The 23,096-nt window shown below is 68.9% G+C and carries 23 protein-coding genes and 1 tRNA gene; 5 read left to right on the forward strand and 19 right to left on the reverse strand.

The window, feature by feature from the left end; translation table 11 throughout:
* The 4 genes from EFL95_RS16140 to EFL95_RS16155 are packed head-to-tail and all read right to left on the reverse strand — an operon-like array spanning window position 1 to window position 3,260.
* Entirely contained in the window at window positions 1–744 is a 744-nt protein-coding gene (locus EFL95_RS16140) for a hypothetical protein (RefSeq protein WP_123235131.1), read from the reverse strand.
* Entirely contained in the window at window positions 741–1,460 is a 720-nt protein-coding gene (locus EFL95_RS16145) for an ABC transporter ATP-binding protein (RefSeq protein WP_123235132.1), read from the reverse strand. The genes EFL95_RS16140 and EFL95_RS16145 overlap by 4 nt, the downstream gene beginning before the upstream one ends.
* Window positions 1,453–2,256, reverse strand: a complete 804-nt coding sequence (locus tag EFL95_RS16150) for a hypothetical protein (RefSeq protein ID WP_123235133.1) — start codon at window positions 2,254–2,256, stop codon at window positions 1,453–1,455. The genes EFL95_RS16145 and EFL95_RS16150 overlap by 8 nt, the downstream gene beginning before the upstream one ends.
* Window positions 2,253–3,260: a hypothetical protein gene (locus tag EFL95_RS16155; RefSeq protein WP_148045076.1), complete on the reverse strand. Its 1,008-nt coding sequence runs from the start codon at window positions 3,258–3,260 to the stop codon at window positions 2,253–2,255. Before EFL95_RS16155 ends, EFL95_RS16150 begins: the two co-directional genes overlap by 4 nt.
* A 90-nt stretch (window positions 3,261–3,350) precedes the next feature.
* Here EFL95_RS16155 and EFL95_RS16160 point away from each other — a divergent pair, with 90 nt between their 5' ends.
* Window positions 3,351–3,731, forward strand: coding sequence for a RidA family protein (locus EFL95_RS16160; RefSeq protein WP_123235135.1), 381 nt, complete (start codon window positions 3,351–3,353; stop codon window positions 3,729–3,731).
* A gap of 16 nt (window positions 3,732–3,747) precedes the next feature.
* Here EFL95_RS16160 and EFL95_RS16165 read toward each other — a convergent pair whose 3' ends face one another.
* Genes EFL95_RS16165 through serA form a run of 3 tightly spaced genes read right to left on the reverse strand, consistent with a single transcriptional unit; the run spans window position 3,748 to window position 6,185 of the window.
* Complete coding sequence (locus EFL95_RS16165; protein WP_221176473.1) at window positions 3,748–4,371, reverse strand: class I SAM-dependent methyltransferase; 624 nt, start codon at window positions 4,369–4,371, stop codon at window positions 3,748–3,750.
* Window positions 4,368–4,988 carry a class I SAM-dependent methyltransferase gene (locus EFL95_RS16170; protein WP_123235137.1) on the reverse strand — a complete coding sequence of 207 codons (621 nt, stop codon included), beginning with the start codon at window positions 4,986–4,988 and terminating at the stop codon, window positions 4,368–4,370. Before EFL95_RS16170 ends, EFL95_RS16165 begins: the two co-directional genes overlap by 4 nt.
* A gap of 3 nt (window positions 4,989–4,991) precedes the next feature.
* On the reverse strand, window positions 4,992–6,185 hold the full coding sequence (gene serA / locus EFL95_RS16175) for a phosphoglycerate dehydrogenase (protein WP_123235138.1): 1,194 nt from the start codon (window positions 6,183–6,185) through the stop codon (window positions 4,992–4,994).
* 124 nt (window positions 6,186–6,309) lie between these two features.
* On the opposite strand from serA, the gene EFL95_RS16180 reads away from it, so the two are divergent.
* Window positions 6,310–6,549: a hypothetical protein gene (locus tag EFL95_RS16180; RefSeq protein WP_123235139.1), complete on the forward strand. Its 240-nt coding sequence runs from the start codon at window positions 6,310–6,312 to the stop codon at window positions 6,547–6,549.
* A gap of 15 nt (window positions 6,550–6,564) precedes the next feature.
* Window positions 6,565–7,191 (forward strand): hypothetical protein, encoded by a 627-nt coding sequence (locus EFL95_RS19280; RefSeq protein WP_148045077.1) that lies wholly within the window; start codon window positions 6,565–6,567, stop codon window positions 7,189–7,191.
* Between the two features lie 23 nt (window positions 7,192–7,214).
* Here EFL95_RS19280 and EFL95_RS16185 read toward each other — a convergent pair whose 3' ends face one another.
* The 12 genes from EFL95_RS16185 to EFL95_RS16240 all read right to left on the reverse strand — a co-directional run bounded on the left by EFL95_RS16185 (window position 7,215) and on the right by EFL95_RS16240 (window position 19,165).
* Window positions 7,215–8,447, reverse strand: coding sequence for a hypothetical protein (locus tag EFL95_RS16185; protein WP_123235140.1), 1,233 nt, complete (start codon window positions 8,445–8,447; stop codon window positions 7,215–7,217).
* Window positions 8,444–9,673: a cytochrome P450 gene (locus EFL95_RS16190; RefSeq protein ID WP_123235141.1), complete on the reverse strand. Its 1,230-nt coding sequence runs from the start codon at window positions 9,671–9,673 to the stop codon at window positions 8,444–8,446. The genes EFL95_RS16185 and EFL95_RS16190 overlap by 4 nt, the downstream gene beginning before the upstream one ends.
* Before the next feature lie 2 nt (window positions 9,674–9,675).
* Complete coding sequence (locus EFL95_RS16195; protein WP_123235142.1) at window positions 9,676–10,254, reverse strand: TetR/AcrR family transcriptional regulator; 579 nt, start codon at window positions 10,252–10,254, stop codon at window positions 9,676–9,678.
* Window position 10,255: 1 nt separating this feature from the next.
* Window positions 10,256–10,624 carry a carboxymuconolactone decarboxylase family protein gene (locus EFL95_RS16200; protein ID WP_123235143.1) on the reverse strand — a complete coding sequence of 123 codons (369 nt, stop codon included), beginning with the start codon at window positions 10,622–10,624 and terminating at the stop codon, window positions 10,256–10,258.
* Window positions 10,624–11,469 carry an NAD(P)-dependent oxidoreductase gene (locus tag EFL95_RS16205; RefSeq protein ID WP_246005004.1) on the reverse strand — a complete coding sequence of 282 codons (846 nt, stop codon included), beginning with the start codon at window positions 11,467–11,469 and terminating at the stop codon, window positions 10,624–10,626. Before EFL95_RS16205 ends, EFL95_RS16200 begins: the two co-directional genes overlap by 1 nt.
* Window positions 11,466–12,215: an SDR family oxidoreductase gene (locus EFL95_RS16210; RefSeq protein WP_123235144.1), complete on the reverse strand. Its 750-nt coding sequence runs from the start codon at window positions 12,213–12,215 to the stop codon at window positions 11,466–11,468. Before EFL95_RS16210 ends, EFL95_RS16205 begins: the two co-directional genes overlap by 4 nt.
* Before the next feature lie 12 nt (window positions 12,216–12,227).
* Complete coding sequence (locus tag EFL95_RS16215) at window positions 12,228–13,682, reverse strand: aldehyde dehydrogenase (RefSeq protein WP_123235145.1); 1,455 nt, start codon at window positions 13,680–13,682, stop codon at window positions 12,228–12,230.
* Between the two features lie 2 nt (window positions 13,683–13,684).
* The gene (locus EFL95_RS16220; RefSeq protein WP_183407222.1) at window positions 13,685–14,332 is read right to left on the reverse strand and encodes a nuclear transport factor 2 family protein; all 648 of its coding nucleotides are present in this window, start codon (window positions 14,330–14,332) and stop codon (window positions 13,685–13,687) included.
* Window positions 14,332–14,526, reverse strand: coding sequence for a ferredoxin (locus tag EFL95_RS16225; RefSeq protein WP_123235146.1), 195 nt, complete (start codon window positions 14,524–14,526; stop codon window positions 14,332–14,334). Before EFL95_RS16225 ends, EFL95_RS16220 begins: the two co-directional genes overlap by 1 nt.
* On the reverse strand, window positions 14,523–15,938 hold the full coding sequence (locus tag EFL95_RS16230) for a cytochrome P450 (RefSeq protein ID WP_281272234.1): 1,416 nt from the start codon (window positions 15,936–15,938) through the stop codon (window positions 14,523–14,525). The genes EFL95_RS16225 and EFL95_RS16230 overlap by 4 nt, the downstream gene beginning before the upstream one ends.
* On the reverse strand, window positions 15,935–16,711 hold the full coding sequence (locus tag EFL95_RS16235) for an SDR family oxidoreductase (protein WP_123235147.1): 777 nt from the start codon (window positions 16,709–16,711) through the stop codon (window positions 15,935–15,937). Before EFL95_RS16235 ends, EFL95_RS16230 begins: the two co-directional genes overlap by 4 nt.
* A 120-nt stretch (window positions 16,712–16,831) precedes the next feature.
* The gene (locus EFL95_RS16240) at window positions 16,832–19,165 is read right to left on the reverse strand and encodes a M4 family metallopeptidase (RefSeq protein ID WP_246005005.1); all 2,334 of its coding nucleotides are present in this window, start codon (window positions 19,163–19,165) and stop codon (window positions 16,832–16,834) included.
* 269 nt (window positions 19,166–19,434) lie between these two features.
* On the opposite strand from EFL95_RS16240, the gene EFL95_RS16245 reads away from it, so the two are divergent.
* Together EFL95_RS16245 and mobF are read left to right on the forward strand one after the other, a co-directional pair.
* Window positions 19,435–19,508, forward strand: a tRNA-Phe gene (locus EFL95_RS16245).
* 169 nt (window positions 19,509–19,677) lie between these two features.
* On the forward strand, window positions 19,678–23,091 hold the full coding sequence (gene mobF, locus EFL95_RS16250) for a MobF family relaxase (RefSeq protein WP_123235392.1): 3,414 nt from the start codon (window positions 19,678–19,680) through the stop codon (window positions 23,089–23,091).
* The last annotated feature ends 5 nt before the right edge of the window (window positions 23,092–23,096 follow it).

The raw sequence follows: 23,096 nt of genomic DNA on the forward strand, positions 1-23,096 counted from the left end.
CTAGCCGTCGCGACGCCCGAACGCCAGAGCGCTCACGGACCCGACGGCCGTCGCCACCGCCAGCATGCTCAGCAGCGCCAGCGCCGTCCCGCCGGGAAAGGTCTGGTCGTCCGCGAGCTGCCCGCCGTGCACGAGCTGGGTGACCACGGTGCCGGGGCTCGCCCCGACGACCCAGGGCTGGAGCCCCCCGAGCAGCCCGGCCGCTGCCTTGGGCAGGAGCACCGCGGCCGCGACGACGGCGATCGACGCCGTCGAGGAACGAACCAGCACGCCGACGGCAACCCCCACCACGGTCACCGCCACGAACGCGAGGACGATCCCGACCAGGGACCACGGGTTCCCGAGGTGATGGGTGTGCGGGGGCGCGGCCGAGTGCACCAGCAGCACCGAGAGCAGCGCCGCGGCGGCTCCCCCGACCGCGGCGATCGCACCGGCCGCGGCGAGCTTGGCCAGGAGAAGGGTCGGACGGTGCGGGACCGCGGCCAGGCTGACGGTGATGGTGCGGTGCACGTACTCGCTCCCCGCCACCGACGCGCCCCAGGCCCCGAACGCCAGCAGGCCGACCACGGTCCCGGTGGCAGCGCCGCTGGTCAGCGTGTCCTGCTCGCCGAGGCCACCGCTGGTGACCACCAGCAACGAGGTCAGCGGAAGTGCGAGGGTCGCGAGCACAGCACCCACGACCAGGCCGCGCACGGTGCGGACCTTGACCAGCTCGGCGGCGACGGCGTCGGTGAATCGGCTCATCGCGAGCTCAGCTCGCCCAGGTAGCGGTCCTCGAGCGAGCCGCTGATCCCGAGGAAACGTTCCAGGGTGTCAGCCGCGATGATCCGGCCCTCGTCGATGACGACGACGTCGTCGGCGATCAGCTCGACCTCAGCCATCAGGTGGCTGGAGACGAGCACCGTGCGGCCCGCATCGGCGAGGGAGCGCAGCACGCCACGCAGCCACCGGATCGCCGCGGTGTCCAGGCCGTTGTGCGGCTCGTCGAGGATCACCACCGCCGGGTCCCCGATCAGGGCGGTGGCCAGCCCCAGGCGCTGCTTCATGCCGAGCGACATCTGCCCCGCGGGCAGGTCGGCGAGGTCGCGCAGACCGACCAGCTCGAGGGCGCGATCGACCGCCGTGCGGGACAGTCCGTTGGAAGCCGCGAGAATCCGCAGGTGACCCCGGGTGCTGCGCGCCGGATGGGCGGCGTCCGGGGAGAGGAGTGCCCCGGCGACCTGCAACGGCTGCGGGTGCTCGCGGAACGGCCGCCCGCCGATCACCGCCCGCCCGGAGTCGAGGTGGTCGATCCCGAGGATCGCGCGCAGCGTCGTCGACTTGCCGGCTCCGTTCGGCCCGAGGAAGGCGGTCACCCGTCCCGGCTCGGCCGTGAACGAGACGCGGTCGAGCACCCGGACGCCGTCGAGGACCTTCGACGCGTTCTCGACCTCGATCGCCGACCCGGAGCGCTCAGGCATCGGGCGCGCGCCCGTCCTTCACGAACGTGCCCTCCAGGTGCCAGCGCCCGATGAACCGGTTGAACGGGCCGCCCTCGATGAGGCTGGTCCACTCGAGCGTGAACCGGCCGGATTTGGCGTCGAACGTGCCGGTCGCTGACGTGCCGGTCAACGTCGGCGCCGGGGCCGACTCCAAGTACTTGCCGGCCACCCAGTCCCAGACCTTCGCCGCCTTCTCCTGACCCGGGGCCTTCGCAGCCGTGTCCGGAACCGGCTTCGGCGCGCCCTGGTTGAAGACCTGCTTGTTCCAGGTCACACCCCAGGAGGAGAGGTCTGCGCTCAACCGGCCGTCCTTGACGTAGACGGTGGGCGGAGCGACCTGGCGCTTGGTCTGCGGGTCGACCGGGTTGGTCGAGATGCTGAACGCCACGGCGAAGAACCGGGCCGGCTTGACGATGGCGTTCGCCAACGAGTCACCGTTGGCCGCGAACGCCGGGACGGGTTGGGACTGGTAGCCCTCCAGACGGAGACCTCCGGACGTGCCGGGTCGCAGCAGGGTCACCTCGCCGCCGTCGGCCTTCGAGTCGGCGTTCTTCATGAACGGGCCGTTCTTGACGGTGCCGCCGACCTGGACCATCCGGAACCACGTTCCGCTGACCTTGCCGCCCTTCACTGCTCCCGGCGCGAGCTTGAGCAGGCCGACGAGCTCGGTGCCCCGGCTGTCGTCCTCCTTGCTGCCGCCACCACAGCCCGCCAGCGTTCCGGCGGCGATCACCGCCGCGAGGACTGCTCCGGTACGGCGGAACGAGGTCGTCATCGTGCTTCCTTCCTACGACGGGGCAGAGCTGAGAGTGCGGCGACGGCGCCGACTCCGCCGGCGCCGACGAGCAGCCACGGCATCGCGATCAGACCGGAGACCCCGAGAGGTCGGCCCAGGTCGTCGAGGTCGGCCAGCGCCGCATCGTTGTCGAGGTTGTCCTCGATGGCCCCGACCAGGCTCGCGAGGTCGGAGGAGATCGTCGGCCAGGCCGCCACCAGCGCGCGCAGCTGCCTGCCGCCCTCGCCGCGGCGGGAGTCAACGCGGAACGCGGTGTCGAGCTCGCCGACCGCATGCACCAGCAGCACGAAGTCGCGCTGCTCGCGCAGCACGGTGGCGTCGGTCATCACCGGCGCCAGGGCGTGCTGGAGCCGGTGCCCGGCACGCGAACCCTCCGGCAGGCTGCTGATCAACGGGTAGCCGGCCAGGGCGACCGAGGCCAGCAGCGCCAGGGCTGCGGCTCCCCCGGCGCGCTGCCGTCCCGACAGCAGCACCCCGCCGGCGTACGCCAGTCCGAGGCCGGCCGTCACCAGGAGGAACGGCAGCCGGTCGAAGCCGCCGATGCCGGCGACCTTGCGGTAGTCGGGCTCGGCCGCCCGGATCCGGTCGAGCAGGGTCGTCGCGCGCGCCTGGACCGCCTCCGACTGCGATCGGTAGGCGTCGATCCCGGGGTACCGGCCCGGGGCGACGTGGTCCCGCGCGTAGACGCGGTCCAGCGCAGAGGTGCCGGTGCGCAAGGTGTGCAGGTCGGTGTCGTAGCGGCCGAGCGAGTCCGGAGTCAGGTGCGGGGCGAAGGCATCGATGAGCTGCTGGCCCGAGGCCGACTTGGTGAAGAGCCCGCCGACGACCGGGACCACCACCAGGGCGGCGCCGAGGACCAGGAGCACGACCGCGGGCCACCGGCGTCGTGGGGACCGCGGCGCACGCGCACGCACCACCGGCGGTGCCGGTGGCAGCTGCAGCGGCGTGAGCGTCAGTTCCGCTGCGGTGGTCGTGGTGGTCACGGTCAACTCGCTATCTATCTTTAGTCGAGTGACTTTATCGTGTTTTACCGACCCGTTGCCCGCCGGCTCGATCGTTGAGACGCTCGGGCCATGCCACGCACGATCATCAGCACGGCGGACGCTCCCAACTCGCCGATGTACAGCCAAGCGGTGCGGGCCGGATCCCAGGTCTTCGTCTCCGGGACCGTCGGGATCGACCCGAGCACGGGCGCGCTCGCCGGTGAGTCGATCGGCGATCAGACCAAGCCGGCCCTCACGAACTGCCGGACGATCCTCGAGGCCGCGGGTGCGAGTCTCGACGACGTCACCGAGGTCGGCATCCTGCTGACCGACCCGAACGACTTCACCGGGCTGAACGAGGAGTACGCCCGGTGGTTCCCCACCGATCCCCCGACCCGCTACGTCGCCAAGCTCGGCGTCGACCTGCCGGGCCTGCTGGTCTCGATCCGGATGACGGCGTACGTCGGCTGACCGGGTTCGCCCGGGTTCAACCTCGGCGGAGCCGGACCACCAGGTCGGCCTTGTGGTGCGCGCCGGCGCCGTGCTCGACGGACCGGTCGCGTCGCTCGTCGACGACGACCGACCAGCCGCCCTGCTCGACCGCCGCGATGCGGACGTCCTCGGGCGAGACGTAGTCGTCGGGGTCGAAGCCGCGGTTCAGCGCGTGCTCGCGATCGACGTCCGCGTGGTGCACGACCAGCAGCGTGCCGCCCGGCGCGACCAGGTCGAGCAGCCGGCGCTCGGCGTCGCGGGTCGGCGTACGGAGGATCGCCGGGTACATCACGCTGACCAGGTCGAAGGAGCCCGACGCGAGCTCAGCCTCGAGGATCCCGGCGGCGACACCGACGACCGCGACCCCGGCCTGGTCCGCGACGGCAGCCGTGCGCTCGACAGCCTTGGCTGAGATGTCCAGGGCGGTCACGTCCCAGCCACCCAGCGCGAGCCAGACCGAGTCCGCGCCCTCTCCGCAGCCGACGTCCAGAGCGCGTCCCGGTCCGAGGTCGCTCGCTTCGGCCACCAGGGCGGCGTTGGGGTTGCCGCTCCACACCGGTTCCGCGGAGTAGCGCTCGTCCCAGTACTCCGCCGAGTGCCGGTCCTCGTGCTCGCTCACCACCGCCTCGCTCTCACCACAGCATCGACGCCACCGCCCACCTCGCGCGGACGGTTCTCGGCGATCTCGATCTCCCAGCCGTCGGTCAGCGCTGCGAGCGCGTCCGGGACCGTGACCTGATTCTGGCCGGCCGCCATCGTCGGCTCCCCCGTCTCCGGGTCGGTCGCCGGATAGCCGACGAGGAACAGCGTGCCGCCCGGCGCCACCCCGCTGGCGAGTCGCTGCACCATCTCGACTGCCGAACCTGCGACGTGCACGTAGAGGCAGCTCACCAGGTCGTACGCCGCCGGCTCGGGCGTCCAGACACCGAGGTCTCCTTCGAGCCACTCGATCTGCTCACCGAGGTCCAGAGCCGTCCCGGTGGCTCGACCACGCTCGAGCGCCGCCACTGAGAAGTCGACCGCGGTCACCCGCCATCCGAGGCCCGCGAGCCAGATCGATTCGGCACCGTGGCCGCAGCCGGCGTCGAGCGCGCGCCCCGGTTCCACATCGGAGAATTCCCCTACCAGCAAGGGATTCGGCGGCTTGGAGACGATGGCGTCACCGTGCTGCGCGAGTGCCTGCTCCCACCGGCGCTCCCACGAGTCGCGGTCACTGAACGACTCGCTGGCAGCCAAGGCTCAGGACCAGGTCCGCAGCCAGAGGCAGTGCTCGGAGCCGCGCAGCTTCTGGATCGCGCTGTCCGGCAACGCGTCGACCACGTCGGCAACCACGTAGCCGAGGTCAGCGTTCGTGGCGAGCTGCTGGAAGGTGATGTTGCCGCCCTCGGCGGTGAGTGCGCTGAACTCGGCCAGCACGCCCGGCACGTTGCGGTGCAGGAAGCCGATGCGGTGGACGTCGACGAGCGGCGGCACCACGAAACCCGGCAGGTTCACCGACAGTGCGGTGCTGCCCTCGAACAGGAAGCCGGCCAGCTTGCCGGCGACGAAGCCACCGATCTCCTCCTGCGCCTCCTGCGTCGAACCGCCGACGTGCGGGGTGAGGATCACGTTGTCCAGGCCCTGCAGCACCGAGGTGAAGGTGTCGCCGTTTGCCTTCGGCTCCACCGGGAACACGTCCACGGCAGCACCGGCGATGTGGCCGGAGAGCAGGTGCTCGCGCAGCGCCTCGTAGTCGACGACCATGCCGCGCGAGGCGTTGATGAACATCGACCGCGACTTCATCGCGGCGAACTCGTCCGCACCGAAGAAGCCCGCGTTCCCCGGGCGCCCGTCGACGTGCAGGCTCACCACGTCGGAGATCGAGAGCAGCTCGCGCAGCGAGCGCACCTTGCGGGCGTTGCCGTGGGCCGGACGGTCTGCGGTGTCGTAGAAGACGACCCGCATGCCGATCGCCTCGGCCATGTTCGAGAGCTGGGTGCCGATGTTCCCGTAGCCGACGATGCCGAGCGTGCGGCCGCGGATCTCGTGGCTGCCTCGGGCCGACTTGTCCCAGGTGCCCTCGTGCATCCGCTGGGTCTTCTCCGGCAGCCGGCGGGCGAGCGCGATGATCTCGCCGATCACCAGCTCCACGACGCTGCGGGTGTTGGAGTACGGCGCGTTGAACACACCGATGCCGCGGGCGGTGCTGGCAGCCAGGTCGACCTGGTTCGTGCCGATGCAGAAGCAGCCGATCGTCTGCAGGCCCGGCGCGGCGTCGAGCACCCGCTCGGTCACGTTGGTGTTCGACCGGATCCCGAGCATGTCGACGCCGGGCAGCGCCTCGATCAGCGCGTCCTCGGACAGGGACTCGGTGCGCAGCTCGACCTCGCAGCCGCGCTGCTCGAGCAGCTCGACAGCAGCGGGGTGGATGTTCTCCAGGAGCAGGGCCTTCATGGAACCACCGTATGCCGCCGGACCCGGTCGCGCGCGCCGGGTCTCAGGGCGGAACACGGTCGAACGACACGGTGATGATCCGGGAGGCGCGTAAGCGCCAGCCTGGTCGCTCGTCAGCGAGCAGATGCGCCCCGTCAGATCCAAGGTCCCGGACGGCATCTACCTGAGCTTCACGAGCGGAAGCGACGGCGTCAACCAGGAACGTGGAGACCAGTCCGACGCGGGACTCGGACGATTCCACGAGATCCAAGAAGCTGGTAGCTCGAGCGCCTGGAGTCGTTGGGATCACGGCACGACGTACTCCGACACGGATCCGGACTTCAGCAACTGGTGGAAGTACCCGTACATCGACGACATCAGCTAGCAAAGGAGCGCACCGATGAACTCATCTGAATCCCGCAGAGAAGGTCAGACCGCGCTTCGCGGCCTGTGGTTCGGCGCAGCGGCCGCGTCTGCCTTGATCGTCGCAGCGAATGCGCTCACGCCAGCACCGTCGGCCGGACGAGCCGTACGTACTGGCGCAGACACGTCCGCGGCCACACGACGCATGGGCGACGGGCCAGGGCGCAGTTTCGATCAGCCCTGTGACGGTGCAGAAGAGACACCCCTCGACGTGGTCCGTCGCCTGGCAACGATCCCGGTCACGACCGCGACGCCCGATCATTCTCAGTTCACTGCTGCTTACTTCTGCTCCGGCGGTCCGGCTACACCAGCCCTTGCCTACGGCGCCGTCTACCTCACGTACGAGACCGGATGGGTCCACGTCGATCTGGACAAGGGCTGGGCTGAACGCATTCGTCGAGAGAACGGGCGACCATACGTCACGACCTTCCACGGGGACCCGGCACTGGTGGATCCGGCTGACCCAGCAGACGCTCAGGCGATTCCCGAGATCCTCGTGGTACGCGGCGACTACCTGATCCGTGTCCAAGGCGAGCCGGGCGCAGCCATCCAGCCGCTACTCGATGTCGCGAACCATCTGGGACGGACGCCAAGCCTGGCGTAGTCGCGATCTCGAACCGCCGGCCCTCAGACCACGCTGATGGGGATCGATTTCCGCGGCTGGAACTGGAACGACGTCCCGGTGCTGAAGCGGGTCACGGCGACCTCGCTCGCCTCTGCGGCGGGCTCGCCGCGCCGTTCGACGTACGCAGTCCAGGTTTCGGCAGGCTCAACCCGTGAAGCCGCCGTGACCTGGACGTCGAGGTGCGGGTCGACGGCGCGGACAGCAGCCTGAAGCGGGGCGATCCGGTCCGGTCCGACCAGGGTGATCCAGCCGCCGTCCTCGTGCGCCGGCCCGGGGGTGACCGTGAGGCCTTCGCCGAAGGACGCGGCCACGTAGGCAGCCGGGTTCAGCAGCGGGTGCAGCTCCAGGACGCGCAGGGCGCCGACCTCGTCGGCGGGCAGGTCGAGGGCCGCGCGGATCCGCTCGGCAGCGACGCCCGCGATCCCGACGAGCTGCTTGGTGGCGATCTCCTCGGCCGCGGCGGCATCGGTGCGCGCCTGCACCGCCCGCAGGAAGCCGAGGTTGAGCAGCTGCATCTGCAGGCAGACCTCGTCGGCCATCCGGACCAGGGCTGAGTGCGAGTAGGCGCTGAAGTCGAAGTCGGCCATCAGCTCGCCGCTGTAGTCGGACTGGCCGTCGTCGGACGCGTCGATGTCATCGAGGACGGTCAGTGCCGCCTTCGAGGACTGCAGCGCGACGCAGCCCTCAGACTCGCTCACCGGCGGGTAGGCCGGGTCGATCTTCACGGTCCAGGCGCAGTGCGGGTTCCGCTCGGCCGGCATGCGCGGGGGCCGGTGGATCGGGCGGACCTGCGCGTGGGCGTTGGTGGCGACGGCCGTCGCGTCGAAGGTCGGGTCCTCGATGTCGTGGCACATGCCCTTCACGAAATCCGGACCCATCGGCTCCACGTCCATCAGCGCACCGCAGTGGTCGAGGTGGAACTCCCCGTTCCAGCGGTCGTGAACGGTGTAACGGAAGTCCATGAACTGCGGCGGCGCCCCGATGTCGAGCTGGAGACCCTTGAAGATCGTGATGACGTCGTCGCCCTCGTAGCGCAGGGCCTTCTGCATCCGCCGGGTGTAGATCGGGCTCGAGGCCATCCACTCCTCGATGGCCACCTCCTGCATCCCCTCGCGACCGAACGCGCTGATGCACCAGGCCATGCCCGAGCGGTCGATGAGCTGGCCGATCAGCAGCAGCTCGGGCAGCAGCACCGCGAGCTGTTCACGGGTGAGGGATGCGTACCGCGAGGTCATCGCAGGGTGGCCCTGACCGGCAGCGAGGCGTAACCGCGCACGTTCGCCGAGTACATCCGGACCGCGCGGTCCTGGTCGACCTCGATCGTGGAGACCCGCTCGACCAGCTGCTTCAGCGCGATCTGCGCCTCCATCCGCGCCAGGTTCGCACCGAGGCAGAAGTGCCGACCTCCGCCGAAGGCGATGTGCTTGGCGAGCTCGGCCTTGTCGCGGTGGATGTCGAACTCCTCGGAGTTCGTGAACACGGTCTCGTCGTGGTTGGCCGATCCGACGTTGAACAGCAGCTGCGAACCCGCAGGGCAGGTGATCCCGTCGATGGTGACGTCCTGCAACGTGTGGCGCGCGAGGAGCTGGCTGGAGGCCTCGTACCGCAGCGTCTCCTCGATCCAGGGGGCGATCAGGTCGGCGTCGGCGAACACGGCCGCGAGCTGGTCGGGGTGCCGGGCGAGGTTGCTGACCGCGTTGCCGAGCAGCTTGGTCGTGGTCTCGTTCCCGGCCACCACCATCAGGAACAGGAACGCGGTGAGCTCTCCGTCGGTCATCCGGTCGCCCTCGTCCTCAGCGAGGAGGAGCGCGGTGACCAGATCGTCCGCAGGGGCGTTCTTGCGCGCAGCGAGCAGGTCGGCGAAGTAGGAGAACATCTGCAGGGATGCGTCCATGCCGGCCTGCGGAACGTCGCGGAGCCCGTCCTCGCGCACGACCAGCAGGTCCGCCAGTCGGCGTACCTCGTCGCGGTCGGCCTCCGGGACGCCGAGCAGCTCGGAGATCACGTCCATCGGGTACTTGCCGGCGAAGTCGACGATCCAGTCGAAGCCGCCCTCGGCCTCGCCCTTGGCGAGCGCTGCCTCCAGGTGCCGCAGGCTGACCTCGGTGATCCGCGGCTCCATCTCGGCGACGCGCTTCGGGGTGAAGCCGCGGGAGACGAGCTTGCGCAGCCGGGTCTGGTCCGGCGGGTCCATGCCCAGGAACGACATCACGATGTGCGCGTTCTCGTTCCAGGCGCTCTTGTCGAGGGTCACGCCCATCTTGTTCGAGTAGACGTCGTCGGTGCGCCAGGCCTTGTGCAGGTCGGCGTGCCGGGACATCACCCAGAAGTCGTGCTCCTCGTTGTGGAAGAGGGGCGCCTCCGCGCGCAGCCGCGCGTACGTCGGGTACGGGTCGTCCTGGAGTGCGTGGTCGTAGTGGTCGAACGTGAGCGGGCACCCGGCCTGCGGCTCGGCAGTCATCCTCAGTGGCCTTCCATGATCACGGCGACGACGGAGTCGAGCCGCTCGGAGAGTTCTTCGTAGGTCATCAGGCCCATCCCGGCCTGGAGCAGGGCGCCGGAGAACGCCAGGGTCAGCGCCTCGACGACGCGCGGGTCGGCGGGCTCGCCGATCGCGGTGCGGAACCGGTCCACGAACTCGGCCCCGATCACCAGCCGCAGCCGCTCGACCTCGGGGTCGGTCCCGAGCAGCGCCATGTTGGCGGCGGTGGCCAGGTGCGGGGACCTCCCGAGGAGCGCCGCGAAGTGGCGAGTCACCGTCCGGATTCGGTCGACTGCGGTGGCACCGTCGGGCTCCGGCCCGGGCTCGGTGACGATGCGGCGCCAGAACAGCTCGGCGAACAGGTGGTTCTTGCTGGCCAGGTAGGTGTAGGCCGTCGCCGGCGAGACCCCGGCGCGCTGCGCGACCATCCGGATCGTGAGCGCCTCCGGTCCGACCGCCTCCAGCTCCTCCTCGCCGGCGAGGAGGAGCTTCTCCACGGTCTCGGTCTGACGCGGGTTCAGACCGAGCCGCAGGTGCGAGGTAACCGGTTCGGTGGCCATGTCAGCGACCCTTGGCGATCGTGTCCTCGACGAGGCTGTTCAGGCGAGCCCCGACCGGCCAGCCGCCGTAGTGGCAGACCATGATCACGATCTCGCGCAGCGCATCCTCGTCCAGCTCGCCGGCCTTGAACGCAGCCGGGATCTGGATGGAAAGGACGTCCTGGGCGCCGTGGGTCGACAGCATCCCGATCAGCAGCAGTCGGCGGTCGCGGTCGCTCAGCCCCGGGCGGTTCCAGATGTCGCCGAATAGGTGGTCGGCGGTATAGCGGAAGAAGTCGCCGTCCATGTCGTTCATCTCGAACCCGTAGACCTGCTCCATCTTCTCCAGGCCCTGGCGGCGGATCTCGGGAAGATCGTCGAACTTGCCCATCAGTCCTCCTTAGGAAGCCCGAGCGCGGCGCTCAGGTGGTCGAGCGCGAAATGCGCCATCGGTACGTCGACACCGAGACGGTCGGCCAGCTCGATCGCGTGCGAGAGGTCCTTCTCGCCGATCGCGCGGACGTGGCTGAAGATCGAGACCCAGAAGTCGTCCGGGGCGAGCTCCTGGGTGGTGTCGCGGTGCATGATCGCGCCGGGGCCACCGGTGATCGAGTCGGTGTGCCGGACGATGCGTCCGAGAGCCTGCAGGTCGATGCCGGCGGCCTCGGCCAGGCGCAGCGCCTCACCGGTCGCGGTGAAGGCGACGAAGTGCAGCAGGTTGCGCGCGAGCTTGGCGGCGGTGCCGTTGCCGATCGGGCCGCAGTGCACCACCTCGGTGCCCATCAGGCCGAGTGGTCCGCGGACCGCGTCGAACGCCGCGTCGCTGCCGCCGACCATGATCGCCAGGGTGCCGTCCGCGGCCCCCATCGCTCCCCCGCTGACCGGGGCGTCGACGACGAGCAGGTCGTGGCGACCGCCGAGGTCCTCGAGCCGCGGCGGCAGGTCCGGGGAGATCGTCGAGTGCACGACCAGGGCCGTGCCCGGCTTGGCGGCGCCCAGGATCTGGCCCATCACGTCGCGCACCTGGTCGTCGGTGTTGACCATGATCGAGATGACCGAGCAGTCCGCTGCGAGCTCGGCGACCGAGCCGGCCACCTTCGCGCCGGCGGTCTCGAGCTCGGCGAGCGGCTCGGGAGCGATGTCGAAGACGGTCAGGCCGCCCTCCCACTTGGTCAGCCGGAGCGCCATCGGCTTGCCGATGTTGCCCAGGCCGATGAAGCCGACGCGACCCGTCACGACCGGAACACCTGGCCACCGTCGACCGCCAGGATCTGCGCGGTGACCCACTTCGACTCGTCGGAGAGCAGGAACAGGCAGGCGCCGACCATGTCCTCGACCTGCCCGATCCGCTTGATCGCCAGGCTGTTGCGGACGATGTCGTGCGCGGCGTCGCCGGCCTGGGTGCGGGTGGCCTGGGTGTCGACCGGGCCGGGCGCGATCGCGTTGACCCGGATGCCCTGGCCGCCGAGCTCGTGGGCGAGCTGCTGGGTGAGGCTGTTCGTCGCGGCCTTCGCCAGGCCGTAGAAGCCCGAGTAGAGCCAGGACGCGGTCGAGGACTGGTTCACGATCGCGCCGCCACCGCGCTTGGCGATGTGCGGGTAGACCGCGCGGGTCACCACGAGCGAGCCGTCGAGGTTCACCGACATGAACTTCTTGTAGTAGTCCCAGTCGACGGTGATCAGCAGGTCGAACGCCATCTCGCCGTAGATGGCGGCGTTGTTGACCAGTCCGTCGATGCCGCCGAAGGCCTCGACGGCTGCATCGGCCATCGCGGTCGCGGACGCGGCGTCGGAGACGTCGGTGCGGACGAAGATGGCCTTGCCGCCGGATTCCTGGATCGCGGCCACGACCTTCTCGCCGGACTCCTCGTTGAGGTCGGCGACGACGACCGAGGCTCCCTCGGCAGCCAGCGCCTTGGCGTAGGCCTCGCCGATGCCCTGTGCGGCGCCGGTGACGACGACGACCTTGTTCTCGAAACGCATGTCAGTTCCTATCTACGCCGGTTCGGCGATCGTCTTGGTCTCCAGGTACTCCTCGAAACCGGCCACACCCATCTCGCGGCCGATCCCGGACTGCTTGTAGCCGCCGAACGGGGCGTCGGGCGAGAACCAGACACCGCCGTTGACCGCCAGGGTGCCGGTGCGGATCCGCGCGGCCACCGCCTTCGCACGGGCGAGGTCACCGGAGTCGACCGAGCCCGAGAGCCCGTACGCCGAGTCGTTGGCGATCCGGACCGCGTCGTCGTCGCCGTCGTGCGGGATCACGACGAGCACCGGTCCGAAGATCTCCTCCTGCGCCAGGCGCGAGGAGTTGTCGAGGCCGGCGATCACGGTCGGCTCGATCCAGTAGCCGTCCTGGTCGATGACCTTGCCGCCGGTGGCGAAGGTGCCGCCCTCCTCGACCGCGAGCTTCAGGTAGCCCTCGACGCGGTCGCGCTGGACCGCCGAGATCACCGGTCCGCAGATCGCGCCCGGGTCGGTCGGGTCCTTCGCCCCGATCGACTCCATGGTCGCGGCGGCGACCTGGACGGCCTCGTCGTACTTCTCGCGCGGCACCACCAGACGGGTCGTGATCGCGCAGCCCTGACCGGCGTGGATGCACGCGGCGAACGCCGTGGCACCCGCGACCGAGGCGACGTCGGCGTCGTCGAGCGCGATCGCGGCGGACTTTCCGCCGAGCTCGAGGAACACCTTCTTCAGCGTCGGCGCGGCCGCGGCCATGATCGCCCGGCCGGTCTGCGTCGAACCGGTGAACGACACCATGTCGATCCGCGGGTCACTGGTCAGCACCGCAGCGACCTCGTTCGACCGCGGCGCGACCACGTTGAAGACGCCGGCCGGGATGTCGGTGTGCTCGGCCGCGAGACGCCCGAGCTCGTAGGCGAGCCACGGGGTGTCCGGAGCCGGCTTGAGCACCACGGTGCAGCCGGCGGCGAGGGCCGGAGCGACCTTCGCCAGGTTGATCTGCGTCGGCACGTTCCACGGCGTGATCGCGGCGACCACACCGACCGGCTCACGGCGGACCGTGCGCCGGCTCGGGATGCCCATCGGCTCGGCGACACCGAGGTCGGTCTCCCAGGCGTAGGACTCGGCGGTGTCGGCCACGAAGGTCAGTCCGTCGACCGGACCGTCGAAGCCGGCGGCACCGATCATGAAGCCGGGCATGCCGACCTCGGCCGTGGTCAGCGCCTTGAAGTCCTCGGCGTTGTCGTACAGCGCCTTCTGGAGCTGGCGGATGCAGCGCACCCGGAGCTCGTGGTTGGTCGACCAGTCGGTCTCGTCGAACGCGCGCCGGGCTGCGGCGATGGCGGCCTCGACGTCGTCGGCCGAGCTGTCCGGAGCCTGACCGATCTCCTGTCCCGTGGCCGGGTTCAGGATCGGGTACGTCGCACCGGCGCTCGCCGGGACGAGCTTGCCGTCGATGAGCTGGAGCGGAGCAGGGGTCGTCATGGCTAATTGGCCTCCGGGGCTTCGGTCTGCGTCAGGTAGTCGCCGCGCTCGACCGGCGGCGGCCAGACCGAGGACGGGATGTTCTCGTAGGTGTAGTGACCGGGCACGCCGAGGCCGGAGACGGACATCCGCTTGAGCAGCGTGTCGGGGGCCTTGTTCGCCTTGATGATCTCGAGGAACGTGTGCGCGGTCGACGGCATGTCGAACCAGTCGCGCTGCCACGCGAACTTCAGCAGACCCTCGTCCGGACCGGAGGTCTGGCGCTCGACGCCGAACCACGAGCCACCGATCCCGAGGATCTCGAACTCGTTGCCGTTGTCGTCGTTGATGCCGGACTTCTGCTTCCAGAAGCCGACGATCATGCCCTTCTGGTCGTCGATCAGCGAGGCCTGGTAGTCGTAGTGCCAGCCGTCGAGGCCGTCCATCTCGATGCCGATCGCCCAGTCGCGGATCTGGTCGCGACCCACCGCCATGAAGTGCTCGTCGGGGGCGTACATCCAGCCGTAGGTCGCGTCGACCGCGTAGTGCTCGGCCATGATCCGCCAGTCGCCGATCCGCTCTGCCTCGCGGTTGACCGCCAGCCAGGAGTCCCAGAACTCCTCGAGCTCGGCGCGGGAAATCGCCTCGGCGGTTGAGCTTGTCGAAACCATCAGTCCTCCAGTGAGAGAGCCATAGCGGGGCAGTACTTGACCGCCTGGGTGACCTGCGCGCGCAGGTCCTCGGGCGGGTTGGCGTCGAGCAGGACGACCTTGTCCTCGTCGCCGCTCAGGCCGAAGACGTCGGGCGCCTCGAACTGGCACATCTGGTGTCCCTGGCACAGCTCCAGGTCGGCGCTGACCTTCATCGAGCGCGCCTGCGGTAGCGGACCTTGGCCGGGCTGGCGAGCTGGATGACCATCTTCGAGGTGTCGTCGGCGTAGGACTCCGACGGCTGGGTCATCTCGAAGGTGTAGTCGCGCAGGATCACCGAGAAGATCGCCTTGAGCTGCATCATCGCGAACGCGTTGCCGACGCAGCGGTGCTTGCCGGCGCCGAACGGGATCCAGGTCCAGCGGTTCTGCAGGTCGGCCTGGTTCGGGTCGATGTAGCGGCTCGGGTCGAAGGCGTCCGGGTTCGGGAAGTCCTCGGCGATCCGGTTCGAGACCCGCGGACTGGCGCCGACCATGGTGCCGGCCGGCAGCAGGTGGCCGCCGATCTCGTAGTCCTCCTGGGCCACCCGCAGCAGCAGGATCAGCGGCGGGTGCAGACGGAGCGTCTCCTTGAGCGCGGCCTCGAGCTGCGGGATCGAGCGCAGCGCCTGGAAGGAGACCTCGCTGCCGTCGGCGTACAGGTCGTCGAGCTCGGCGACGATGTCGGCCATCGCCTCGGGGTGGCGCAGCAGCTCGATCAGCGTCCACGCGGCGGTTCCCGAGGAGGTGTGGTGCCCGGCGAACATCATCGAGATGAACATGCCGGTGATCTGGTCGGCGGTGAAGTGGTCGGTGCCGTCCTCGTTCTTCAGCGAGATCAGCACGTCGAGCAGGTCGCGGTACTCGCGGGCGACCTTCCCGCGCACGTGCCGCTTGTCGATGATCGCCTGCACCAGGTCGACCAGCTTGAGCCGGGCGGCGTCGCGGATGCGGAAGGACTCGACGCCCTCCATGTACGGGTCGACGTAGGCCAGGGCGTCGGTGCCGCGCTCGAGCTCGTGGTAGTACTCGGCGAACCGGCCGTCGAGCTCGGAGCGGAACGGCATCCCGATCAGGCAGGCCGAGGTCGTGTAGATCGTCAGCTCGGCGAAGAAGTCGAGCAGGTCGATCTCGCCCTCCTCCCCCCAGCCGGCGACCATCTGGTTGATCTCGTTCTCGATCGTCGACGCGTGGCCGCGCATCATCTCGCCCTTGAGGGCCTGGTTCTTCAGCGCCTCCGAGCGCTGCTCGGGCGTGGTGTCGAACACGACGCCCTTGCCGAAGATCGGCGTCATGAACGGGTACGCCGCCGCCTGGTCGAGGATCTCGTCGGGGGCCCGGAAGAACACCTCGTTCGCCTCGGCTCCGGTGACCAGGACGACGTCGCGGTCGGCGAGCCGGAAGCGGCCGATGTCCCCGCACTCCGCGCGGACGCGGTGCAGCAGGTCGATCGGGTCGTCGCGCAGGTCCTCGAGGTGGCCGTGCTCGGACTCGGGGAACCGGCGTGACACCTCCTTGATGTCGTGGATCCCGCTGGTGCTGGTTGAGCCGTGGCTCGTGCTGGTTGAGCTTGTCGAAACCTCAGTCACTTCTTCTCCAAGGGGGCTTCGGGGTTCACTTCGACGAGGTTCAGGTGGATGCCGCGCGGCTGGCTCACGACGTTCGCGATCGCGTCGGCCAGAGCCTGCGGCTTGAGGAAGTGCGAGTGGCGCGCGAGGCCGAACTTGATCCATCCGGTTAGCACGTCGGCCGCGGCGGCGTCCTCCCAGTCGGTGCCCATCTCGCTCCAGGTGGGGCCGGGGCGCACGATCGAGATCCGGATCCCGGAGCCCTCGAGCTCCATCTGCATCGCGTGCGCCATGCCCTCCAGGCCCCACTTGCCGGCGGCGTAGGAGGACATGAACGGCCGTGCGCGCACCGCGACGTCGGAGCTGACGAACAGCACGTCGCCGCGCTGGCGCTCGAGCATCCCCGGGACGAAGGCCCGCACCAGGCGGTGGGCGCCGAGCAGGTTCAGGTCGATCTCGGAGGCGAAGCGCTCGGTGGAGACCTCGTGGATGATCCCGGGCGAGACGTGGCCGGCGTTGGACACCAGCACCTCGATGTCGCCGAGGTCGTCGGTGACCGCCTTGGCGAAGGCGTCGACGGAGGCCTGGTCGGTGACGTCCAGCGGGTGGGCGACCGCCTCGCCGCCGTCGGCCTTGATCTGCTCGACCAGCTCGGTGAGCTTCTCGACCCGTCGAGCACCGAGCGCGACCGGGTAACCGGCAGCAGCGAGAGTCAGCGCGGTGGTCGCGCCGATGCCCGAGGAGGCACCGGTGACCACGGCGGGGCGGCGGTCGGGGTGGACAGGCTTCGGCATCAGCTCAGCCGCTCACTGGACACTTGATTAGACACGTGTCCAGTTATACCCCTGCCAGCCCAGGAATGACAAGAGGCGGCCGCCACCCGGAGGTGACGGCCGCCCCTGTCGAAGGACCGGCTAGCTCACGTTCAACGCGGTGTCGTCAACCACGAAGCTCGTCTGCAGGCTGGAGTCCTCGTTCATCAGGAACTTCACCGAGATGGTCTTGCCCTTGTACGCCGAGACGTCGAAGGACTTCTGCACGTAGGTGCTGTTCTTGTTGAGGTTGGAGTACGTCGCCAGCGTGCTGGTGGTGCTGCCGTTGACGATCTGCACCTTGGCCGTGTCGTACGCCGTCGACGTGGTCGTCTCCGAGGTGTCGATCCGGATCCAGAACGTCAGCGTCGCCGACGTCGCGGAGGCCGGGATCGTCACCGACTGCGCCTCGTTCTCGGTCGCGGTCGTGCCGTTGCCACCGAGCCACATCTTCCAGCTGCCGGTCCGGGCCGGACGCCCGGTGTTGTTGGTGATCGGGCCGGCGGTACCGGTCCAGTTCACCGCCCCGGACTCGAAGCCCGGGTTGAGCAGCAGCTGGCTGCCACCACCCCCACCGGAAGTGCTGATCGTCCAGGTGAACGACGTCGAGCCCTGGGCGTTGGTGGTGTCCTTCGCCGTCACGGTGACGCTGTTCGTCGCCGCCGTGGTCGGCGTACCGGAGATCAGGCCGGAGGAGGCGTTGATCGACAGCCCGGCCGGCAGCCCCGTGGCCGACCAGGTCAGGGTCTGGCCCGCCTGGGAGTCGGTCGCGGTCATCTGCAGGCTGGTGGCCGTGCCGACCGTGCCGGTCCGACTGCCCGGGTTCGCCACCGTGACGGTGTTGCCGCCGGTGGTGCACGTCGGGTCACCTGACTGCGCCGGGACACTGACCGCTGTCCACGCCGCCTTCACCGCGTTGAACTCGGTGCAGCTGCCCGGGTACAGGTTCTTCGCCGCCGTCAGCGTCCAGGTCCGGTACTTCAGGTACGAGGCCGACGAGGTCTTCATCAGCATCGCGTTGTACATGATCTGGGTCGCCTTCTGCAGACCGATGCCGGCCACCGTCGAGCTGTTGCACGTCGGGCTGGTCGGCTTGCCACCGCCCGGGTTCGAACCCTCGGCGAGCAGGTAGAAGAAGTGGTCGCCCGGACCCGCGGCGGCGTGCACCTCGGCGTTCGGGATCGAGCTGCTGTAGCAGTTCGGGTCGCCCACCTGCGACGGGTCGTACATCACCCGGATCGGACCGCTGCCGACCAGGTTGACCTCTTCACCGACGGTGTAGTCCGGGGTGTCGTAGCCGGACGGCTCGTTGGCGAAGCCCTCCGTGGCTGCGCCGAAGACGTCGCCGATGAACTCCTGGGTCCCGGATCCGGAGATCCCGCCCGGCGTGTGGTCGTCGATGCCGTGACCCATCTCGTGGCCGAGCACGTCCAGGCTGCCGATCCACTCACCGGCGGTGTTGTGGCCGATCTGGACCTGCATGCCACCGGACGGGCAACCGAAGCTGCCGTCGCAGTAGAAGGCGTTCTCGTCGTCGAGCCCGACCCGGATCGGCCAGGCGCCGCCGTTGCCGTCGAAGCTGTTGCGACCCAACCAGGTCGAGAGCATCGAGTTCTCCTGCTGGATGCCGAAGTACGCGTCGACACAGCCGGTCTCGACGTTGGTACCGACCCCGTTGCCCCACGAGTCGTCGGACCCGGTGAGCGTCACGAAGCTCATGTTCTGGCAGGAGAAGTTGGTGATGGTCGGGTGCTTCATCGAGTACGTCGACCCCGACAAGGTGGTGGACAGGCTGAGCGGGCTCGGGCCGTTCCACTTGCCGGTGCCGGTGCCGTAGGCGACCTTCTCGCGCGAGCTGATGAGCTTCCCGGTCCTCGCGTCGACGTAGGCGTCGATCGCGGTGTACTCGCCCTTCGTGCTGATGCCCGCGACCTGGACCTTCCACGCCAGGCGCGGCGTCCCGAGGGCGTACACGACCCGCGTCGGCGTCGCGTTGCGGGCCTGCTTCGCGACGAGGCGCTTGGCCACGGAGGCAGCACGCGCCGCGCTCACCGTCGCCTTGGTCGACAATCCGTCGGTGCGGTACTTCTGCCCGGACGAGGTCGCCAGGACCTGACCACGGGAGTCGGTGACGACGACCGCGTCACCACCCACCACCGAGAGGTGGTGGTAGTTGCGCCGGTACGGGACGTACTGCAGCCCGCCGGTCGAGGAGATCGTCGACTGCGCGACCATCGTGTCTTCCTTGCCGATGTGCAGGGCGGGCGCCCGACTGGCGACCAGAGCGGCCGCGGTGTGCTCGGCCTTGGCGCGAGCACTCGGGCTCGGCCGGTCGGTTCGTACCGTGGAGGTGGCGTTCGCGCCTGTGGGCACGACCGCGACCACCGCGGCGGTGATGAGGGCGGCTACCGCGCCCCCAGCGACGAGTCTTTTCACTCGACACTCCTTTGTCCTGGCCCGATCCGGGCCGGTTGGATGGGACAAACAACGGCCCGCCGCACCACGGGACGGATGAACTCCCGAGAACACACGAACCGAGTGAAATCTCTTCCTCCTCATGCCGTGCCGACAAGAGATTCGGATCTGCAGCAGTACGCAGTGCAGCACTACGCAAATGACAGCAACGGAAACGAGAACGGCGGGGTCCTGTGAAGGTGGACCCGATTCGGTGGCACCGAGTGATCCCGGTATGCTTCTCGCTCGTTGGCCAGGTAGCTCAGTTGGTACGAGCGTCCGACTGAAAATCGGAAGGTCGGCGGTTCGACCCCGCCCCTGGCCACGACCGAAGCCGCAGGTCAGATCAGCTCTGACCTGCGGCTTCGCCATTTCGCATCGGGACGAGCATTTGACCGCCAGATACCGCGGCTACCCGCGGAAACCTGCCTTTTGCCGCCCTATGTCGCACGGGGGTTGCACGGCGATCCGTCTCTGAGCGGGTGGTCGCTGTGATGACCGTGCACAAGCTCAGCGCCGGCGACGGCTACACGTACCTGACTCGGCAGGTCGCCTCTGCGGACAACTTCCGGGCACATGGTCAGTCGCTGGCGGAGTACTACGTCGCGCGCGGAAACCCACCAGGAGTCTGGATGGGCCACGGCGCTGCCCAGCTCGAGATCGCCGGGAGCGTCGTCACCGAGTCGCAGATGAAGGCGCTGTTCGGGCGGGGAATGCACCCGGACGGCAAACAGAAACTGGGGTCGGCCTACCCGAACTACTCCGACCTAGCTCCGTACACAGAGCGCCTCGCGGGTCGGCTCGCGGAGTGGGAGGAGGCGAACGGTCGGCCACCGTCAGAGACCGTGCGAAACCGCTTGGCCGCAATGGAAGCTCGCCGCGGTCGACGCGCCGTCTCGGGTTACGACCTCGTGTTCACCCCGGTGAAGTCCGTCTCCCTCCTCTGGGCTCTCGGCGGTCCCGAAGTCCGCGAGCAGGTCGAGGCGGCGCACCAGGCCGCGGTGGCGAACGCGCTCGCATGGATCGAGGAGCACGCCGCCTACACGCGGGTCGGTCGCGGCGGAACGGCACAGATCGACACGACCGGATTGATCTGCGCCGCCTTCGACCACCGCGAATCGCGGGCCGGCGACCCGGATCTGCACACCCACGTCGCAGTTGCCAACAAGGTGTGCGGAGTCGATGGCAAATGGCGTTCATTAGACGCCCGAATCCTGTACGCGCTGGGCGTCGCCGCTTCTGAGCGCTACAACACCCGCATTGAGGACGAACTGGCGCAAAGGCTCGACGTCCGCTTCGTCGACAGCCGGGCCAGGGCCGACAAGCGCCAGGTCCGCGAGATCGAAGGAGTGCCACCCGACCTGATTCAGCACTTCTCGCGGCGTCGCGCCGCGATCGAGTCGCGCTACGCCGAACTGCGGCGCGTCTACCGCGACGAGCACGGCCGGGAGCCCGACAACGCCACCCAGCTCCAGCTCGCACAACAGGCCACCTTGGAGACCAGAGACAGCAAAGAACGGGCGCGAACACTCGCAGAGCAGGTCGAAGACTGGGAGGTCGAAGCGCGAGGTTTGCTGGGTTCAAGACGATTTGGTCGGTTTGTGTCGGCATGTCGTGGGCAGGCTGACGCTGTGCGCCGGCCGTCCCCTGCCGAAACCGCCGCATTGGCGACGGAGGTTGTGCGCTGCGTGTCCAGCGAGCGGTCCACGTGGACCATCTGGAACGTCCAGGCAGAGGCCGAGCGGTTGCTTCGTTCAACGCGCCTCGGGACACCCGCACAGCGAGAAGCGCTAACGGCCGCCGTTGTGGAGCAGGCCACCGGACCGGACCTCTCCATTCGAATCCGCCCACCCGAGCTGATCGCTGAACCTTCGGAGCTTGTTCGTTCAAGCGATGGCGAGAGCGTGTTCGTGGTTCACGGAGGCGACCGCTACACATCTGGACGCGTGCTGCTCGCAGAGGACGCACTCGTCGCTGCTGCGCGAGACGAGTCGCAGACCTGCGTCGACGAGATCGTTCTGGAAGCAGCTCTCGCCGTTCACGAATCTTCCTCGGGTCTGCATCTCGACCCGGGACAGCGGTCGCTCGTGCACGCCTTCGCTGGCAACCCGAACCGAATCGTCGTCGGGATCGGTCCCGCTGGGGCCGGCAAGACGACTGCGATGAAGGCCTTTGCAGACGTCTGGATCGCCAACGGTGGGCGCGTGGTCCCGCTCGCAACCAGCGCCCGGGCGGCCGAAGTGCTGGCGCTCGAGCTAGGTACGCGGGCCGAAAACCTGCACAAGTTCTTGTATGAGCAGGATCGATCGACTGCGACCTCGCAACCGGACTCGTGGTTCGACGTCCGGAAAGGCGACGTCATCCTCGTCGACGAAGCAGGCATGGCGGGCACGATGCAGCTCGCCGCTCTCCTGGGCGTGGCCGAGGACCGTGGAGCGATCATTCGGCTGCTTGGCGATCCGGCGCAGCTCGCGTCCGTGGACGCTGGCGGGGCTCTCCGCCTTATCGAACAAGAGGCGGGCGCCACCTACCTGACCGACCTCCATCGATTTGCAGATCCGGCAGAAGGCAACGCGACGCTGAGGCTGCGCAACGGGGACGAGTCAGCGCTCGACTTCTACAAGGACCGCGATCGCATTCGCAGCGGCGGGCGCGATGCAATGCTCGAAGCGGCGTACGAGGGCTGGGCGCAGGACGTCCGCGGCGGCAAGGTTTCGGTCCTCGTCGCCGCGACCAGCGAGGACGTCAGCGCTCTTAACGCCAGGGCGCGAACCGAACGAGTCCTTGCCGGGCAGGTCGACCTCGACGGAACCGAGATCAGCGACGGAAACATTGCTGCTGCCGGTGACTGGGTCGTGACTCGACGCAATCAGCGGACCCTCACTTGGGCTCGGGGACGCTGGGTGCACAACGGAGACACGTGGCGCGTCGACCGCGCGCATGCGGACGGCTCGCTGACCGTTCGCCCACTGGCTGGCCAGGGACGCGTCCGCCTTCCTTCGGCCTACGTAGCGGAAGCGGTCGAGCTCGCGTATGCCTCGACGGCACATCGAGCCCAGGGCTCGACGACAGATACGGCTCACGCACTCGTTACCCCCGAGATGACCCGGGAATCGCTCTACGTTGCCTCGACCCGCGCTCGAGAGAGCACGACCTGGTACACCGCCGTCGAGAAGGCGATTTCCGTCGAGTGCAATTCGGATCCGGCTACGCCGAGCACAGCTAGGGAAGTGATCAGCGGAGTCCTCAAGCGGTCCGGTGCAGAACGTTCGGCCACAGAAACGATCAGGTCCGTCATCGATGACGCGGCGTCACTCCCCTCGTTGATCAGCCACTACGAGCACGCCCTGGGAGTCGCTGCCGCGAACTGCCTTGAGCTCGCCACGACGGGACTGCCACCCCGAGCTCGTGCCGCTATCCTCGCCGATCGGTCGGCACCGCGGTTGGCTCGTGCTTTGGCTTCAGCCCCCGCCGCCATTGACCGGGCGAAACTCTTGCGAGAGGCATGGGGATGTAGCTCCCCTTCGGAACTGCCCACCCGCGTGGGCGAACTAGCCGGGAGACCGAGCGCCCAGACTTCGGAGGTTAGTCGTCCGCTCCCGTGGTTGGATCCGCCGACGGTCGGTCACCCCGCGTGGGACGAATACCTGGTCGGAAGAGCCGCTCTGATCAGGGACCGCGCAAACGGCCTCGGATCGCCCGCTGCGATCTATCGCGAAGCGTTTCGAATCACCACCTATGACGACCTCGGTCCGGTGCCCGCCCAAGGCACCCGACAAGCCGAGGCCTACGACGCCGCCCTCGCGTCCCTGCAGAAGACAACAAGTCCGACTCACGACGCCCTTACGTCGCCGGTCCCCGTGCATCGTCCTGGCCACGGGCGAACGCATCCACAGCTGACCCGCTGACCCCA

The sequence above is a fragment of the Nocardioides marmorisolisilvae genome (genome assembly GCF_003725775.1).
In the GTDB taxonomy this organism is placed as follows: Bacteria; Actinomycetota; Actinomycetes; order Propionibacteriales; family Nocardioidaceae; genus Marmoricola; species Marmoricola marmorisolisilvae.